17 protein-coding genes are annotated in these 15,885 nt (G+C 39.7%); all 17 read right to left on the reverse strand.

Annotation, left to right across the window (positions count from 1 at the left end; genetic code table 11):
• Window positions 1-15 precede the first annotated feature (15 nt).
• Window positions 16-1,509 carry a flagellar filament capping protein FliD gene (gene fliD / locus C7R92_RS17615; RefSeq protein WP_106835146.1) on the reverse strand — a complete coding sequence of 498 codons (1,494 nt, stop codon included), beginning with the start codon at window positions 1,507-1,509 and terminating at the stop codon, window positions 16-18.
• Window positions 1,510-1,520: 11 nt separating this feature from the next.
• Window positions 1,521-1,877, reverse strand: a complete 357-nt coding sequence (locus tag C7R92_RS17620; protein ID WP_106835147.1) for a flagellar protein FlaG — start codon at window positions 1,875-1,877, stop codon at window positions 1,521-1,523.
• A 66-nt stretch (window positions 1,878-1,943) separates the two neighbouring features.
• Entirely contained in the window at window positions 1,944-2,648 is a 705-nt protein-coding gene (locus tag C7R92_RS17625; protein WP_106835148.1) for an acylneuraminate cytidylyltransferase family protein, read from the reverse strand.
• Window positions 2,645-3,694, reverse strand: coding sequence for a nucleotidyltransferase family protein (locus tag C7R92_RS17630; protein WP_106835149.1), 1,050 nt, complete (start codon window positions 3,692-3,694; stop codon window positions 2,645-2,647). The genes C7R92_RS17625 and C7R92_RS17630 overlap by 4 nt, the downstream gene beginning before the upstream one ends.
• Window positions 3,695-3,732: 38 nt before the next feature.
• Complete coding sequence (locus C7R92_RS17635) at window positions 3,733-4,407, reverse strand: class I SAM-dependent methyltransferase (protein ID WP_106835150.1); 675 nt, start codon at window positions 4,405-4,407, stop codon at window positions 3,733-3,735.
• Between the two features lie 14 nt (window positions 4,408-4,421).
• Window positions 4,422-5,417 (reverse strand): GNAT family N-acetyltransferase, encoded by a 996-nt coding sequence (locus C7R92_RS17640; RefSeq protein WP_106835151.1) that lies wholly within the window; start codon window positions 5,415-5,417, stop codon window positions 4,422-4,424.
• Window positions 5,401-6,498 (reverse strand): N-acetylneuraminate synthase, encoded by a 1,098-nt coding sequence (gene neuB / locus C7R92_RS17645; protein ID WP_106835152.1) that lies wholly within the window; start codon window positions 6,496-6,498, stop codon window positions 5,401-5,403. Before neuB ends, C7R92_RS17640 begins: the two co-directional genes overlap by 17 nt.
• Complete coding sequence (locus C7R92_RS17650; protein ID WP_106835153.1) at window positions 6,495-7,583, reverse strand: DegT/DnrJ/EryC1/StrS family aminotransferase; 1,089 nt, start codon at window positions 7,581-7,583, stop codon at window positions 6,495-6,497. The genes neuB and C7R92_RS17650 overlap by 4 nt, the downstream gene beginning before the upstream one ends.
• Window positions 7,584-7,613: 30 nt before the next feature.
• The gene (neuC, locus tag C7R92_RS17655; protein WP_106835154.1) at window positions 7,614-8,780 is read right to left on the reverse strand and encodes a UDP-N-acetylglucosamine 2-epimerase; all 1,167 of its coding nucleotides are present in this window, start codon (window positions 8,778-8,780) and stop codon (window positions 7,614-7,616) included.
• Window positions 8,773-9,954 carry a LegC family aminotransferase gene (locus tag C7R92_RS17660; protein WP_106835155.1) on the reverse strand — a complete coding sequence of 394 codons (1,182 nt, stop codon included), beginning with the start codon at window positions 9,952-9,954 and terminating at the stop codon, window positions 8,773-8,775. Before C7R92_RS17660 ends, neuC begins: the two co-directional genes overlap by 8 nt.
• Complete coding sequence (locus tag C7R92_RS17665; protein WP_106835156.1) at window positions 9,951-10,961, reverse strand: NAD-dependent 4,6-dehydratase LegB; 1,011 nt, start codon at window positions 10,959-10,961, stop codon at window positions 9,951-9,953. Before C7R92_RS17665 ends, C7R92_RS17660 begins: the two co-directional genes overlap by 4 nt.
• 13 nt (window positions 10,962-10,974) lie before the next feature.
• Window positions 10,975-12,843 carry a motility associated factor glycosyltransferase family protein gene (locus C7R92_RS17670; RefSeq protein ID WP_106835157.1) on the reverse strand — a complete coding sequence of 623 codons (1,869 nt, stop codon included), beginning with the start codon at window positions 12,841-12,843 and terminating at the stop codon, window positions 10,975-10,977.
• Complete coding sequence (locus C7R92_RS17675; protein ID WP_106835158.1) at window positions 12,843-13,439, reverse strand: hypothetical protein; 597 nt, start codon at window positions 13,437-13,439, stop codon at window positions 12,843-12,845. The genes C7R92_RS17670 and C7R92_RS17675 overlap by 1 nt, the downstream gene beginning before the upstream one ends.
• A 160-nt stretch (window positions 13,440-13,599) precedes the next feature.
• The gene (locus tag C7R92_RS17680; protein ID WP_106835159.1) at window positions 13,600-14,421 is read right to left on the reverse strand and encodes a flagellin N-terminal helical domain-containing protein; all 822 of its coding nucleotides are present in this window, start codon (window positions 14,419-14,421) and stop codon (window positions 13,600-13,602) included.
• A gap of 175 nt (window positions 14,422-14,596) precedes the next feature.
• Entirely contained in the window at window positions 14,597-14,845 is a 249-nt protein-coding gene (csrA, locus tag C7R92_RS17685) for a carbon storage regulator CsrA (protein WP_106835160.1), read from the reverse strand.
• A 15-nt stretch (window positions 14,846-14,860) separates the two neighbouring features.
• A complete protein-coding gene (fliW, locus tag C7R92_RS17690) occupies window positions 14,861-15,277 on the reverse strand; it encodes a flagellar assembly protein FliW (RefSeq protein ID WP_106835161.1) in 417 nt (138 codons plus the stop codon).
• Window positions 15,278-15,290: 13 nt separating this feature from the next.
• Entirely contained in the window at window positions 15,291-15,869 is a 579-nt protein-coding gene (locus C7R92_RS17695) for a DUF6470 family protein (RefSeq protein ID WP_106835162.1), read from the reverse strand.
• Between the last annotated feature and the right edge of the window lie 16 nt (window positions 15,870-15,885).

Consider the following 15,885-nt stretch of genomic DNA (forward strand, 5'->3'; position numbering starts at 1 on the left):
CTGCATCACTCCCTATTATCGTTGCCCTAACATTTGTGCGAACCAAGAGCCTTGGGACTGGCTTTTTGACATTGCTTTCTCCATAGCAGAGAATTGCTTATAGTAACGATCCTCAATTACCTTTAAGCGATCTTCCCATTGCTCAATATCTTCATCAGTTCTGGCAATCTTCCGGGTTAGATAACTATCGTCGTATGCTGTAGAGGAGCTACCTGCCTCCTTGGTTACCTCTTTTATTACCTTCGTGAGATTACCAAATAACCGTTCCGAAATACCGCTCTCTTTATACTTAGTAGCGGAATCGGAAGAAGAACTATAATTGGTGAAAAGTTTAATTACATCATCACCATGGTTGTTAATTGCATCTCTTAGCTTCTCTTCATTAATATACAGCTTCCCATTTTCTTGATACGCATTTTTACCAGCAGGAGGTCCACCAATGCCAATTTCAGAGAGGGTATCGAATGCAGAATTGACCCCTGTTCCACTTAATGGCATACTCACCGAGCGACGCATTTCATTCAATGCACTTGTTAAAATAGGATCACGCAGCAACATACCACTTTTTGCCATTTTCTCCATTTTTTCTGCTGTTTTATCATCTAGTGCTTCTTTCTCTTCATCAAGTAAAGGCTGATATCCCTTATACTTAGGTTCGGATATTTTTTTGTTGATAACCTCAATTGCAGCGTTGTATTTATCAACAAATCCCTTTATTGAGTTAAAAATGCTATCTACATCTTCCTTTGTACTAACTAACAAAGGATTACCCACATTGGTTTGCTTAATAGTGAATTCCATTCCGTCAAATTTAGCTGTATTTCCTGTTACAGTTTGTTCAACACCATTTATAACCACAATAGCCGATTGGCCTTCAATTCTTTTACCGGATGTAATCGGGGTACTGCCCATTCCTAGCTTACTTCCGTCCCCCGCTGTTACTTGTACGGCGAACTCATTATCTCCACCCAGATTGTTGCCCGATACCGATTTAATGACAAGCTTATTGTCAATAAATTGTGCCTCCACACCTGCACCGGAGCCTTTAATCTGTTGAATAACATTATCAATGGTATCAGTAGCAGCAACATTAATCGTTTTTCCTTCAATAGAAAAGGAGAAAGCCGAGCCAATTGCTTGTCCCGAGGAAGTAATAGCTGAATCAACAGATAAAGAGACTGCCGCTGGCATTTCAGCTTTGGCCAACTGTTTTACCTCAATTGCATAAGAAGCAGACTTCGGTGAACCCGTAGCTTTTGCAGATACAATGGCATCATTCTCTGAACTTGCTATCTTTTTATTAAAGTTTGCTGTATATCGGATACTGTTCACTGTGTTTTGCAAATCAGCCATCACTGCGTTAATATCCCGATATGCATCTCGTTTCCATTCCGTCAATGACTTTTGCCTAATTAAACGATTCACAGGCTCTCGCTGTGTTTTCATTAGGTCTTTAACCATTTTCTCAGTGTCAAACCCTGAGGCCATACCAGTGATACGAATCCCCATAGTAATCCCTCCTACCTTTTTTCATCAACAATAATGCCCAGTGTCTCGTACATATTCGCAACCATGTCCATGATTTTTTTAGATGGAATTTCACGTACTACCTTATTATTTCCGTCCAACACCTGAACGTAGTATTCATTCAATTTCTCATGCAATGTAAATTTAAGATGGGTACTTCCCGATTGGAGGAATTTATTAAGGTTTTCCAACTCTTTTTCAATACTCTCACGTGACTCCCTCTTCACAGCCGGATTGCCAGGGACGGCTTCACTTCCCACACCAATCTCTTTTGTTCCAGAAGAAGTAGATAGTTTATCAGCATACCCTAACAAGTTAGGTCCGATCGAGTTGTTTCCACTGATACTCACGCTATACCCTCCCCAAAATATTCCTTTACTAGTTTTATCGGAATAATTTAGTTGAGGATTTACTATTCATTGCATTTCACTGAATTTCTCCTGCTTTAAAACTTCCTCCACCAACAAAAAATCCAAATGTGTATCGATATCATGTGATCGATTTTTCGGCATGACATAGCCGATTGTTTCCTCATTAAGGAATGTTTGCTGCTGAAGGAACCAATCTGTTTGAGCAACATATACAGCACCATTCAAAACATAAACATCTGGCGCGTCCTGTCTTCTCATAATTTGTTGATCTGGCTCTATTACTGGCTTTAATCGGTCCTCTGCATGCAATTGATACATCCAATAAGGGGGCTTATCTGATAGAGTTACCGTTACACAAGCATTTGCTACTAAATCTATGCACTTCTCAATACTTCCATCTATATCTCCTACGGTTCGAAGAGGGGAGGTTGGCTGCAATAGTACTACATAGTCATAGCCAGGTATCATCTTCAACGCATGAAGAACAGGAGCTAAACCTGACGTATTATCCTGTGCCAACTCAGTTGGACGCATGTATGGTACTTCACCCCCATATTTCATCGCAACCTCAGCAATCTCCTCATCGTCAGTCGATACAATTAGCCGATCTATATATGCTGACTTTTTAGCTTCGTCGATCGTCCACGCAACAAGCGGTTTACTGCCAAGAGGCTTGATGTTTTTACGGGGAACCCCTTTAGAACCACCTCTAGCTGGAATTACTGCCAATACTTTTTTCCCGCGGATCATCCGAATACCTCCGCAAATTCGACATTCGCCCGTTCAAAATCAGATAATCTGCCGATATCAAGCCAATATTCACGTATGGGGAAAACGATCGTCTGTTGTTCTTCCAGAAGAAACTTATCGAACAAACTTGGCATATCAAAAAACTCATTAGAGGGAATCATCTCGATTACAGATGGATCTAGCACATAAATTCCCGCATTGACAAAAAAGCGTTGAACTGGCTTTTCTTCAATCCCTACCATCCGTTGCTTATCTACCTTTACTACTCCATATGGGACTTGAAAATCATATTCTCTAACACACATGGTTCCCTTAGCTTGATATGCAATATGGAAATCAAGTAATTGTTCAAAATTTATTTTGGTTAATAAATCTCCATTCATAACAAGTAGAGGTAATGTAGGTTTTTCCGGTAATAAACTAAGCGCTCCTGCCGTCCCTAGCGACTTTTCTTCGTTCAAATATTTTATAGTGACATTCCAACGAGAACCGTCACCAAAATATTCTTGAATCATTTCCGCTTTATAATTTACAGATATATAAAATTTATGGAACCCATGCTCAATAAAATTTAATAAGATAGTCTCCAATAACGGTTTATTACCTACTTTTAAAAGTGGTTTGGGACAATCGTATGTAAGTGGCTGTAATCGTGTCCCTTGCCCCCCTGCCATTAATACTATCCAGTTATCTTTTAAGATCGGACGTAATAAATCGTTCAACATCTCTACATGAATTACTCGCCCATCATCGTCCACAACGGGAATTTGGTGTAGCTGCCTTACCTTCATCAACGCTAAGATATTTTCACGAGTATCATAGGGTGATGCAACAGTCGGATAAGAGTTCATGACTCCCTCAACTGGATCATTCAACAATTTTCCTTTAAGTAGTCCCCTGCGAATGTCCCCATCAGTAACTGTCCCCAGTAAACGATTATCGTCATCGACGACCAATGCCAATTGTCTTGCACCTGCGTCGATGATCTCAATTGCCTTTAATATCGGAGTCGTAGGGCTGATAAGTATATTCGTCCAATCATTCATGAAAAATCAACCCTCTCTTTATGAAAGAATTTCAGCGACTACTCTTTTTCTCCGCTGATAATCCACTCTTTAATATCCCTCTCAACAGAAAATTCGCCGATTACCTTTCTAGAAAGGAGCTGGATTTCAGAGATTTTAAAACCCGATATTAGCTCTGGTATTTCCTCAAGCGTTGTAAAACGTGAGTAGCCCTTCTGATATAGAGGCCCTTCACTTACAAGATAGGCATTGTGCCCCACTTTTTGTCCGGTTCCGTCTCCCCAGCATCCTGCAGCAAATGTACGAGAAAACAATTTACCACCTTTTTTAGTTACTCTTGATATTTCTTGGTAAATACCCACTGAATCATCAAAAGAATTGCAATAGATAGCTTCATTATCAATAACAGCATCAAAATATTGATCTGGATAGGGTAGCTTTGAAAAATCCCCCACTCGTACTTCTCCCTGCCATTGGGGGCACTCTATATTCAAGCGCTCTTCGGCTTTCTTAACTGCAGTTTCTGAACCATCTATTCCATATACGCGAAAACCTTCTCTCGCAATATACCAAAGATTTGCACCAGGTCCGCAACCGACTTCAAGGATTTTGACTTCATTACGTTGAGGCGCCTTATAAAAGTTTCTTGCAATGAAACGTATTGTATCTTCTCCCGGGTATTTTCCCCACTCTTGTTTTGTAAAAACTTCTTCCCAAACGGGATCCCAACTCATAGACCAACTTCCTCCTAACGATAGAATAAAATACGATTGGAAACTTCACCCTTTTTATCTTGCCATTCTGCCTTTAGATTCTCGTAAACGTCAGGAAGATGTATGTACTTACCAATATGATATAGCCCCCGGTGATTTGAAAACCCAGCCTTAAATTTATACAGAGCATTGTCAGGCAGATTATTTGTTCCTCCACCTAAGTGTAGCAATTTGCACCCTAATTCCTTGCCACGTTTGCCAGCCTCATGAAGCAGTAACGTATTGGCAGCATATTTCTTACCAATTTCATTCGATGCAGACAAGTGATACTCCATGATGTCATCGCAGTAATAAAAGACGCTTGCTGCCACTACCTCCCCGTCCTTTTTGCAAATAGCATACTGTCCGAAATCGCTTTGTATCCAAGCGTCATAGTATTCATCTGAGAAATTATAAAAATCAGATGCTTGTAACTGATTCATTAGATTCTCATACAAAGGAGTGAACAATTTGAAGAACTCTGTTTTCTCGTACCACTCTACGGTCAAACCACATTTTATCGCTTTACGGAGCATATTCCTGGTTTTCGATTGATACCCAATTACTAAATCATATTCGCGCAAATCTATCCAAACTGTCTCTCTATCAAAGTGAACAACTCCATGATAGTATTCCCAGTTCCCTACGACAGGATGAAAACGAATAAACTCTGCCATGATATTATTTTGACTGCACCATGACTTATAAGCAGACCAGGCTCGCTCTAGAAAGCCTTTATCCCGTGAAGTGGACACAGGCCCTCCATAACCATAAGGAGATTGGATATCGTAATAATCTGTTTCAAGCACTGGTGTTACTTGAAAAGCATGATAATATAGATAACCACTTTCTTCGTAAACAAAGTAGGTAGGTACCGTTTCTTTCTCCCTTTTGCAATCGATCTGTAAATAAATTGGGTGCTGTGAAGGAATTTTTAATTTTGGATCGATTTCATTAAACAAAGCTGTCGCTTGTTTATAAGTGATCTGCATACTCTGTAAGTACCTCGTCCTCTTTGTAGCTTTTCCCCGCAGTCTTCCCAAGCAATTCCCAAAAGCGCATAGGTGAGATCCCCGTTCCAGGACGTTTGGTAGTAAGGTTCTGTTCTGTCCATACTTGACCCGCCAGTATATCTTCTGCTGCCACCAGACTTTTCCTAGCAATATCTTTATTCTTATGTTCAGATGGAGATGGGGCTTTTACAGCTGAACCTAAAGCTTTTTCAACCTGTCTAATTGCTTGAACCATTTCTCGTAATTCGCCTGGTTCTAATGACGCTTTATGATCTGGACCCGGCAAATTTTTATCAAGTGTGAAGTGTTTTTCTATAATATTTGCGCCTCGAGCTACAGCAGCAATTGGTACAACAATACCTTCCGTGTGGTCTGAGTAACCGACCGGTAGCCCAAAAGCTGCTCGCATAGTGTCCATAGCCAGAAGATTAACGTCTTCCAGAGGAGCCGGATATTCCGTTGTACAATGAAGCAACATTACTTTTTCCTTTAAAATCTGTCTACCAGCATTACTCGTATAGGCTGCTTGACATGCATGAATACTTGGTTTTCCATCAGGGTATAAATATCCAAAAGCAAGTACCCCCAACGCTTGCTCTATTTCGCCCAAAACTGCCATTCCTGTCGATAAAATAACAGGTAATCCCGTTTGAGCCACTTTTAACAAGAGAGGACCGTTGGTTATTTCACCGGAAGGTACTTTTAGCAAAGATACTCCCATTTTTTCAACAAGTAGATCTACACTTTCCAAATCAAATGGAGTAGACAGAAACTCAATGTCCCTTTGCACACAATACCCTCTAAGTTCATGATGAGCCGCCTCATCCAACTCTAGTTTTTTGACCATTTCTAGTTGGCTTTCTTCATTCCCGGTTGTTTGTTTTTGGTACGCTGCTTTCTCGGCAAATTTACTTATCACTTGATTCGATTTAAATGTTTGAAATTTCACGGCATCGGCTCCCGCTTCTGCTGCGGCATCAATCAACTTTTTTGCCATTTCTAGTGAGCCATTATGATTTACACCTGCTTCTGCGATGATAAATACATTGTCGGTTTTCATGTATTTGTTATCTCCCCGTAAAATTCACTTATTTTGTCAACCATATATTGTATCTCTTTCCTCGATAGCCTTTGATCAATAGGTAGTGTAAGAATCGAGGTACTGAGCTGATAATCTGTGTAATTCTCTATTGACCGGCTTCTATTCATAGGAATCGGCCAATGGACTGGACAAAAGATATCATAGGAAGCAAGATAGTGTTTTAGTTGGTCTCGTTTCTGGTTTTTTACAACGATCGGATACCCCAGTGGGACCTCTTCACTCTCTAACTCATCGTATAAAGGGTGGAGCATATTTGGATTACCTTTTAATGCCTTAATAGAAGTCTGAATGTAGGTCCAATTATCTCTTCTTACCTGCTTTACTTGCGCCAAATTCACTCGATCAAACAGAAATCGAGAAAATACAGACATCATCCGTGGCTTTATTTGACCATCCACACTCTCTTCGCTACTCGAGAAGAGTTTTAAAAAAGTTTCTGCGTCGGCGTCGGCCCCTCTTAATAGCTTTCCAATCACTTTTTCTGATATAAATTGCTCGTTCGGTTCCAATAATTGTGGAGAAATAGTTTCTCCGTTATACGCCAACAATGCGCCATCCGGTTGAGGGAGATACTTCCGGAGACTATATATCACATAATCCCCATTGTTACCTACATTATCACTTAAAACTGCTTGTACATTATCTTCAATTACGACGGTGCTCTTTTTCCTGTTATGCTCCAACCACTCAATGATCGTCTCATTTTTTTTTCCAAAATAATTAATGAATAAAAACGTTATATCTTCCAATGAATTCGGCAATTTACTAGGGGAGCGTAAATCATCTCCCATCGAATAGTAATTTACGGTAAAGCCCAACTGAATAAATGGAGCTACAACCGAATCACAGCAAAACATGGGTATCCATGCTTCTCTTTTTCTAACCTTCTTTATTATCTCTTGTAATGCAACATATAGAGCCGATCTTCCAGTATCAACTGAAATATACTTCTCTTTTTTTAGAGAAAGCATGTTATAGTTTTTCGGGGATTCTTTTAATACGTCCACGGATAGCTCAAATTCTCCCCCAATTTTTATCCCCATCTGAATCCCCTCATTTTTCAATCACAGAAATTAAAAGATAATGTCGTAAAACTTCTTAACAATCACAGAATGAATATCTGCATGTTTTAAAACATGCTTTATTTTCTCTGCAGTATTTCCCTCTCCATATAACGATGTGACCTTAGACACCCGATCCTGAAATCCATCCGACAATGATTTCTCAATTGCAGATTTTATTTCTTGAGCTGTCCCTCCACAATCGATAATAGATGCTGCTTTCAATCGACCACTTTGTCTATTGCCTATGTTGACTGTGGGCTTTTTTAATATTGGCGCTTCTACGATGCCACTCGATGAATTTCCAATAACCACATTACAATATTTCATCGTACTCAAATAACGGACTTGACCGAGGGACGTAAATGCAAATACTCGCTCAGGTTGATTGGCAGCATACTTATCAATCATTTGCAAAATGCCCCTGCTACCAGTATCCGCATTTGGTTTCGTAATAATCACTTTTGCCTCTGGAAAAGCATCCATCGCTTCAAAAAGTGCGTGCACTGCCATAACAGGATCAATATGACTTAAAGATTCAGGATGATAGGTGACAAGAAAATTCAGAGCACCTAAAGGGAAACCTAGACTCTCTTCCAACTCGGTTTGGTTTAGCAGCTTCAATCTGTTAATGTTATCAAGCCCAACATCTCCATAATTAAACACTCGGTCGGGCTGTTCCCCTAATTGAACCACTCTTCGCTTGTATTCATCAGCTCCTACAAAATGAAAATGAGCCATCTTTGTGATTGCGTGCCTGATCGCTTCGTCAATGACTCCTTCAGTAGTTTCCCCTCCAGAGATATGTGCGACGGGAATACGTGCAATTAATGCGGCTTGTGCTACTGCCAGAGCCTCATAGCGGTCTCCCAAAATAACGATTACATCTGGTTTCAACCTCTCAAGAGCTTCAGCAAATCCTATTGTTGCTAATCCAAGAGATTTGGTAATACCTACTGGTGAATCGCTAGACAAAAGCATTTCTAGCTTTTCGTTTATCACAAAGCCATCATTTTCAATTTGTTTATAGGTCATTCCGAATTCTGGCGATAGGTGTGATCCCGTTGCAATGATTTGCAGTTCAAGATCAGAGTCATCATTTATTTCTTTCATTAACCAATATAACAATCCGTATTCAGCACGTGTTCCAGTAACAATACAAATTTTTCGCTTAGACATTGTTTGCCCCCAAATAAGGACTACTTGGAATGTTTATCATTCTTTGCTCAATACTCTCCGCAATTGAAACGTCCATTTTGGGAGAATTACAGAACATGGGTAACTTATGTAACAAGGCCCATGCTGGTCGAGTCATAATCCCTTGTTCATTAGTCTCTGTCAGTATGTCATCACGAAGTGGCGCATACTCAGGATCGAGGATAAGTGCATGTAACCAATAATTACTTTTAGAATGTGTTGGCTCTGTTAAAAGCTTTATACCGTCCAACATACTGAAAGCCTCTTTGTATTTCTTTGCCAAAGCCCTCTTCTGCTCGATGAACTCTGGTAACATCTCTAATTGAGCACACCCCAGAGCTGCATTAATATTTGGCATTCTGTAGTTATATCCAATCTGGTCATGTTCGAACGCCCATTTATGTGGTTTCTTTGCTGTAGTTGTGAGATGCTTAGCAAGCCTGCCCAACTCTTCGTCGTTGGTAAGGATCGCGCCCCCACCTCCAGTTGTCACTACTTTGTTTCCATTGAAACTCAGTGCTGAAACCTTTCCCCAATGTCCCGTATGTTTCCCTTTATAAAAGGAGCCCAGGGACTCTGCTGCATCTTCTACAAGCTCTAACCGATACTTCACACACACCTCTAATAAGTAGTCCAGATCTACTGGATGCCCAAAAGTGTGCATAGGGACAACTGCTTTTATTCGCTTACCCGTCTGCTTGTTAAAGCATCCCTCAGGGCGAACTTCGGCAATTTCTTGCAAATAGAGTTCAAGCTTACGCGGGTCAAGCCCTAGCGTTTCCTCATGACAATCTACAAAGTGGGGAATTGCCCCACAGTAAGCTACAGCATTTGCAGTGGCGATAAATGTAAGAGTAGGGATTAATATTTCGTCCTCAGGCTCTACACCTACTAGCAAAAGCGAAACATGCAGAGCTGCTGTGCCATTCATTACAGCGACAGCTCTTTTCATTCCAGTGTATTCCTGTAGCATTTGTTCAAACTTGTCTACATATTTCCCAACTGATGAAACCCAACCGGAATCGAGGCATTCTTTCACGTATACCCATTCATTTCCCTGAAAACTTGGCTCATGTAGAGCAAGAAAACTCATATCTTTTGGCTTAAAATCTTTCAATATCGAAATGATTGATTCGGTTCGAAGTGGCTGCTTCATAGGTTGTACATCCCCACCTTATATTGGGCCAAATTGTCTTTCAATGAGAACCATTCAATCGTTTCTGTTAAGCCTTTTTTAAAACCAGTTACACCGCCATAGTTAGGTGTCCACCCCAATAATTCCTTTGCTTTCGAGTTATCTGCCCACAGGCGCTCAACTTCGCTTTTTTCTGGGCGTAGACGAGTATCATCAGTAATAATATCTAATTCGACATCCATTAGTTCAGCAATTATTCTTGCTGTCTCACCTATAGATATCTCGTAATTACTACCAATATTAATTACTTCACCAATCGATTTATTTGATTCTAGTACAGAGATAAAACCATTTACCGTATCCTTTACATAGTTAAAATCTCTCGTTGGATGTACTGAGCCAAGTTTAATTTTGGTTTGTCCTGCCGCGATTTGAGAAATAATCGTAGGGATAACTGCTCGGGCAGATTGCCGTGGACCGTATGTGTTAAATGGTCTAATAATGGAAACTGGAAGATTAAACGAACTGTAGTATGAATACGCCAGTTGATCCGCTCCTATTTTGCTAGCTGAATAGGGGGATTGTCCTTGTAACGGATGTTCTTCTGTAATAGGAACGAACTTTGCCGTCCCATATACTTCACTCGTAGATGTGTGAACAATTTTTTCTATCCCAAGTTCTCGTGCTGCCTGTAGCACATTAAGTGTCCCTTTAATATTAGTATCTACATAGGTGTCTGGAGAATGATACGAGTAAGGAATTGCAATCAGTGCAGCGAGATGAAGTACAGCATCACATCCCTGCATGGCTGCTTTTACTCCATGTGGATCACGGATATCACCTGTAAATACCTCACAGTGACTCATGATCTCTTTGGGAGAATTGTCTAACCATCCCCATGAATTAAATGAATTATAGTATACAAAGGCTTTCACATCATATCCTCGACGGATCAACTCTTCTGTCAGATGTGAACCGATAAAACCATCAGCACCAGTAACTAGTACTTTTTTTGTATTTATCTTCATAACATACTCTCCACTATTTCGCGCACGTAGCGTATTCGTTTACTTCCCGGTGCAATGTATCCATTATTTCTTTTACTTTTTTAATATCGAGTCGACAGTTTTCCATGTAGGAACGAAATTCTTTCGTGACTCGTTCGGCCTTCAAAAAGGTATCATTGGAAAAACGTAACTCTTTAAACATTTCCATAATGAATTCAAACTCAGTTCCATTCATCGTTTGAACTAGTAGTACGAAAAAATGATTAGCTTGTAGTTTATCAAACGCTTTATCAAATTTATTAAATAATCTTTCCAATTCTTTAGCGTTTTTACGTTTTAGTTGATATTCCATATCCGCGAGTAAATTATCTAAAGTGCGGTAAACATTGTCCAATTTAATTTGAAGTTCATTCATCCAGTCTGCCTTCTCCTGAAAATGAACAAGATCATACTGGACAGCGTTTTTAGTAATCCAATCATTACTTACAATATTCTTATCTAGGAGTCGTTCGCGGATTACCTTTTCTAATGGAATGTAAGTTGTCTTTGCTATGTGAGCTCCGCCTTTTGTTGTGTTAATCACTTCCAAATCCGTGTACAAATTCACATAGTGTTCCATCTCTTTGCGGAACATATCTAAACCTCTATTTGTATAAACATCATTACCTTCTACGTCCTTTACAAGGATTGCTTCTCTTCGTTGTTGTTCACTTACCTTACCAACGTAAGTGATTGCTTTTGAATACCAGCGATCGCCTGAAAAAGCTAGATTTTGGCCTACCAGAATAACTGGATTGCATCCTAACTTATACAAAAGTTGCAATGTAATAATCGCAATAGACTTAGAGTTGTCTAAAAACTCAATACTCTTCTCATCTTTTCTTTTCAAATAAAGCGGAGCAACATAATCTCGAGCCACGATAAAATTAGCAAGCGGGCCAAGATATTTTGGAATCAATTCATGCCCTACAACACTGCCGTAAATTAAAGGAATGGAATTAATACCTCTCTCAATTACCTTCTCAAAAACCATTTGATTTTCTTCACTACCATCATAAGTACAAGCTGCATCAGGATAAATACCATTCTCTATTAACGAGTTAATAGAAGTACCTACAGAAAAAATATAAGCCAAGCCATTTTCCTTGATATATCGAAGATTTTCATACTCCTCATCGAGGGAAGGTCCCGCTGAAACCAAAATTACTGGTTTTCCTACAAAGTTTCCTGGCTTTTCATGAAGTATATTAGGGGTCTTGATTGTAGTTGGCAAATTTATAATACTGTTTACGGTAAGTCGTTTAGCAAAACTTAAATTGGCACTTATATTAGCACGTTTTAAAAAGACCTTATCCCGAAACTCCTCAATAAAATACTTCGTCTCTTCTTGAAACACCCGCTCGTATGAAGGAAGTATAATAAACACAACTTCCCTTTTAGCATAATTAAGAAAATGAGTGAGATTTTTGGTTAAGTATTTTTCTTCCAAACCAATGTATAAATTTTTTAGTTTGCGACTCAAAACTTTGTGTAGTTGCCTATTACTTAAAAATTCGTTGAAAGCGCACAACTTCGGTTCATAGAGACTGTATGATACATTTGGATGTAAACGTATAAATGCTTCTACATGATACCCCAACCCTATACCAAAAAAGATAACCTCTTTGCTTTCGTCAATATCTTTATACTGAGATATGATCTTTTCCGCCTCTGCTGCTGGATCATATTTGCTATGGAGATAATTAAAGCCTAATTCGTTTTGGACTGTCAAAGTCGATTGCCCGTTTTTCGCTGCTTCAACGTGGAAGTTTGAACGATCTAATTCTTTCTGGTTCTCTTGGAGAATTCCCCATGTTTCTTGGAAGTTTTTTTTTAAGTACGTTATGTTATCAATTAGTATCATTACGACACAACCTCATTTTTCACAAGATCTGGTAACCCTCTGAGAATCTCTTCAAAACGTGGTTTAATCTCGTACTGTAGGATATCACCAATTAAAATTTTGTCTTCCTGCTGAACAGCTTCCATTAACACTTTAGCCTCCTTGGAAAAATCAAGGAATTCCGAAGCGAAGTCTTTTATATCAGCTCTTACTTTCTGCTGTTTAATAAAGCTGGAGGTTTCCTGGAACCATTGAATCCCCTCAACCACGTATTGAAGCTTTCCCCATATGTCATTATTTGAAGTGCTTTGATAGAAGCTATCGGCAAGGACCTTTACTTCTGCAAGAGACCCTTCTATGTATTGGATCGCCGAGGTTAGCGTTTCATATACGAGTTCATTAGGAGATGTCATAATCACTTCTATATTATTTACCACGGTAGATTGACTAGATAGATAAGCTTGAAAGCTTTCAAACACTTCAATCCCATCTATACGCAAGTGGCTAAATAGCAAATTTGAATTATCAATTTTTCCTTGAATAAACTCAACTATATCCATATTGATACTTTCTTTATTTTCAAAATGGAATTCTTGTCCGAGGATTGAAACTCTCATATAGAATGCCTCCCAGTATTGTCCTTCTAGTTATTTTATCGGCGAAATCCTTGAATATAGTTAAAGGAAAAATAGCCCATCTATATGGGTACTTTGTCTCTAAAATAACAAAAAACATAGACTTCTGTAAAACAGAAGTCTATGTTTGATTGAACTATGATTAACGGAGCAATTGAAGAACACCTTGTGGCAATTGATTAGCTTGTGCCAACATTGCTTGGGAAGCTTGTGTAAGAATGTTGTTCTTAGTGAAAGCCATTTGCTCTTTCGCCATATCAACGTCACGGATACGGGATTCAGCAGCAGTCAGGTTTTCAGTTGTGATATTCAGGTTGTTAATTGTGTTTTCCAGACGGTTTTGGTTAGCACCCAGGTAAGAACGTGCAGCACTCACCAAGTTGATAACATCATCGATGCTAGCCAGTACACCGGAAGCTCCGCCAGGAGTATTAATGCTCCAAGCTGCCAATGCAGTGGAAACCCCACCCAAGGAGAATTTCGTAGCGTCCAAAGTCAATTTTTGACCAGCTTCTTGACCAATTTGGATAGCGATAGAGCCAGCGTTGTTTGCGAGCAGAGAGATACCGTTGAATTTGGTATTATCTTTAATGTTTGTAACCTCGCTAGTCAGCTCAGTCAACTCTTCTTGCAAGCGAGTACGGTCATTTGTGCTATCATAGGTTCCGTTCGCAGATTGTGTAGCCAACTCTTTAATACGAGTAAGCATGTTGTTAACAGTTTGCAGAGCACCCTCAGCTGTTTGGATCAGAGAGATACCGTCTTGGGAGTTACGGGAAGCTTGTTCCATACCACGGATTTGTGCACGCATACGCTCGGAGATGGAGAGACCTGCAGCGTCGTCAGCAGCACGGTTGATGCGGTAGCCAGAAGACAGCTTCTCAACGTTTTTGGACAGGCCGCTAGTGTTTACACCCAGTTGACGGTGTGTGTTCATTGCGGAAATATTGTGGTTGATAATCATTCGTTTTTCCTCCTTGATTGTTCGACAGTCACGTCCCTGTGACTGTTCCTAAATTTTTAGGACTTATCGCAATCGCGCGCTTACGACTTTATCCCTACATTATTATTATCGGTTCATCCCTTTAGGGTCATTAGCGTTTTTTTACTTTTTTCTGCAAAAATAAGAAAAAGATGATCTACAGATCATCTTTAGGCCCTTCACTTGTTCGCAAAAGCTGTTTAATAGTTGACCAATCGGCTTGTCCACTAGTCGCCAATCGATTTTCTTCCTGAATGGCATCAAAAATCTCTTTACGGTAAACTTCTAGATTCCTCGGAGCTTCTATTCCTAAACGTATCTGCTCACCGTCAATAGAAATGATCTTAATTTCAATGGTGTCACCAATCATTATTGATTCATTTTTCTTGCGAGAAAGGACCAACATGCGCGCAACACCACCTTATTTCTTGTCAGTAGCCCCTGATTCAAACAAAGGCTGACGAATTAAATACGTATCTTCCTGCAATATGATCTGTTTACCCATCCGATTAGAAAGATTGACTACAACTGGAGCTTTTAAATTGACTGTGACTTGATTATTTCCTCTTATGGTCACTATACAAAATACAGCTATTCCTGTATTATCTCCTATGCTAAGTGAGGTTTTCACTGTTGGTGTTAAAGAGAACTCATAATTAGGGAAATAAACAAATGGATCAATCGCCCAAAATCCAACATCTTTTTCTTCAGTAGATTGAATGAGAAAAAGCCGGCTTTCTTCTTCCTGTATCAATTGGAAAAACTGCAAATGAGAAAAACCTGGAATACCATCCTCAAAGAATATCTTTCCCAATTCCACTTGCTGGCTTGTATTCATGTTTTCCCCTCGCTCACATCATTTGATCCATTTGACTTCCTATTACGCTTATCTTGAGACTATTATACTGAAGCATATACGGTTCTACCTTCCCTTGTGTATACGACAGCTCAGGGGGGCTCAACACCGGATTCATACTCATGCCATTACGTTTGATATTTATTATAACAGGTTTTGCTTGAATACTAACTTCTACACCTTCATCACTAGATGCAGGAGGGGGTCTAAACCCTCCCTCTAGTGCTCTCAGCCCTTTTTCTCTTCCGATTTCTGCAATCGCATTTTCCTTTGTATAAATCCTCATCATCCGATCGCCTTCTTGGCTTTTTTCAGCTATCGCCTGCAACCATTTTTCCTTACCATAAGAGGCGTTGCTGTCACTGAATTCCATAGAAGTCATTATACCAATGTTCGCCCTAGCCTGACTTGAATCTATTTGCAAGTCTGTCCGAGCTTGTTCAATATTAAGTTCCGCTGGCTTTTGACTTAGATTCATCTCAGCCTGCGGTTGCTTGATTTCTTGTACAGGCTTTCGAATGTTTAATCCTAATTGTGCAAACTTACTCTCCATCCGAAGTTGTGGAATATGCATATCGCTATCCCCTTCC

The sequence above is a fragment of the Brevibacillus porteri genome, assembly GCF_003013475.1.
GTDB lineage: Bacteria > Bacillota > Bacilli > Brevibacillales > Brevibacillaceae > Brevibacillus > Brevibacillus porteri.

Coding starts and splice junctions, on each gene's coding strand:
- fliW (WP_106835161.1), bottom strand. CDS start 15,277: ATGAATACAAGCCAGCAAGTGGAATTGGGAAAGATATTCTTTGAGGAT.
- C7R92_RS17695 (WP_106835162.1), bottom strand. CDS start 15,869: ATGCATATTCCACAACTTCGGATGGAGAGTAAGTTTGCACAATTAGGA.
- csrA (WP_106835160.1), bottom strand. CDS start 14,845: ATGTTGGTCCTTTCTCGCAAGAAAAATGAATCAATAATGATTGGTGAC.
- C7R92_RS17630 (WP_106835149.1), bottom strand. CDS start 3,694: ATGAATGATTGGACGAATATACTTATCAGCCCTACGACTCCGATATTA.
- C7R92_RS17660 (WP_106835155.1), bottom strand. CDS start 9,954: ATGAAGCAGCCACTTCGAACCGAATCAATCATTTCGATATTGAAAGAT.
- C7R92_RS17680 (WP_106835159.1), bottom strand. CDS start 14,421: ATGATTATCAACCACAATATTTCCGCAATGAACACACACCGTCAACTG.
- C7R92_RS17640 (WP_106835151.1), bottom strand. CDS start 5,417: ATGCAGATCACTTATAAACAAGCGACAGCTTTGTTTAATGAAATCGAT.
- neuB (WP_106835152.1), bottom strand. CDS start 6,498: ATGAAAACCGACAATGTATTTATCATCGCAGAAGCAGGTGTAAATCAT.
- C7R92_RS17670 (WP_106835157.1), bottom strand. CDS start 12,843: ATGATACTAATTGATAACATAACGTACTTAAAAAAAAACTTCCAAGAA.
- C7R92_RS17675 (WP_106835158.1), bottom strand. CDS start 13,439: ATGAGAGTTTCAATCCTCGGACAAGAATTCCATTTTGAAAATAAAGAA.
- C7R92_RS17635 (WP_106835150.1), bottom strand. CDS start 4,407: ATGAGTTGGGATCCCGTTTGGGAAGAAGTTTTTACAAAACAAGAGTGG.
- neuC (WP_106835154.1), bottom strand. CDS start 8,780: ATGTCTAAGCGAAAAATTTGTATTGTTACTGGAACACGTGCTGAATAC.
- C7R92_RS17625 (WP_106835148.1), bottom strand. CDS start 2,648: ATGATCCGCGGGAAAAAAGTATTGGCAGTAATTCCAGCTAGAGGTGGT.
- C7R92_RS17650 (WP_106835153.1), bottom strand. CDS start 7,583: ATGGGGATAAAAATTGGGGGAGAATTTGAGCTATCCGTGGACGTATTA.
- fliD (WP_106835146.1), bottom strand. CDS start 1,509: ATGGGGATTCGTATCACTGGTATGGCCTCAGGGTTTGACACTGAGAAA.
- C7R92_RS17665 (WP_106835156.1), bottom strand. CDS start 10,961: ATGAAGATAAATACAAAAAAAGTACTAGTTACTGGTGCTGATGGTTTT.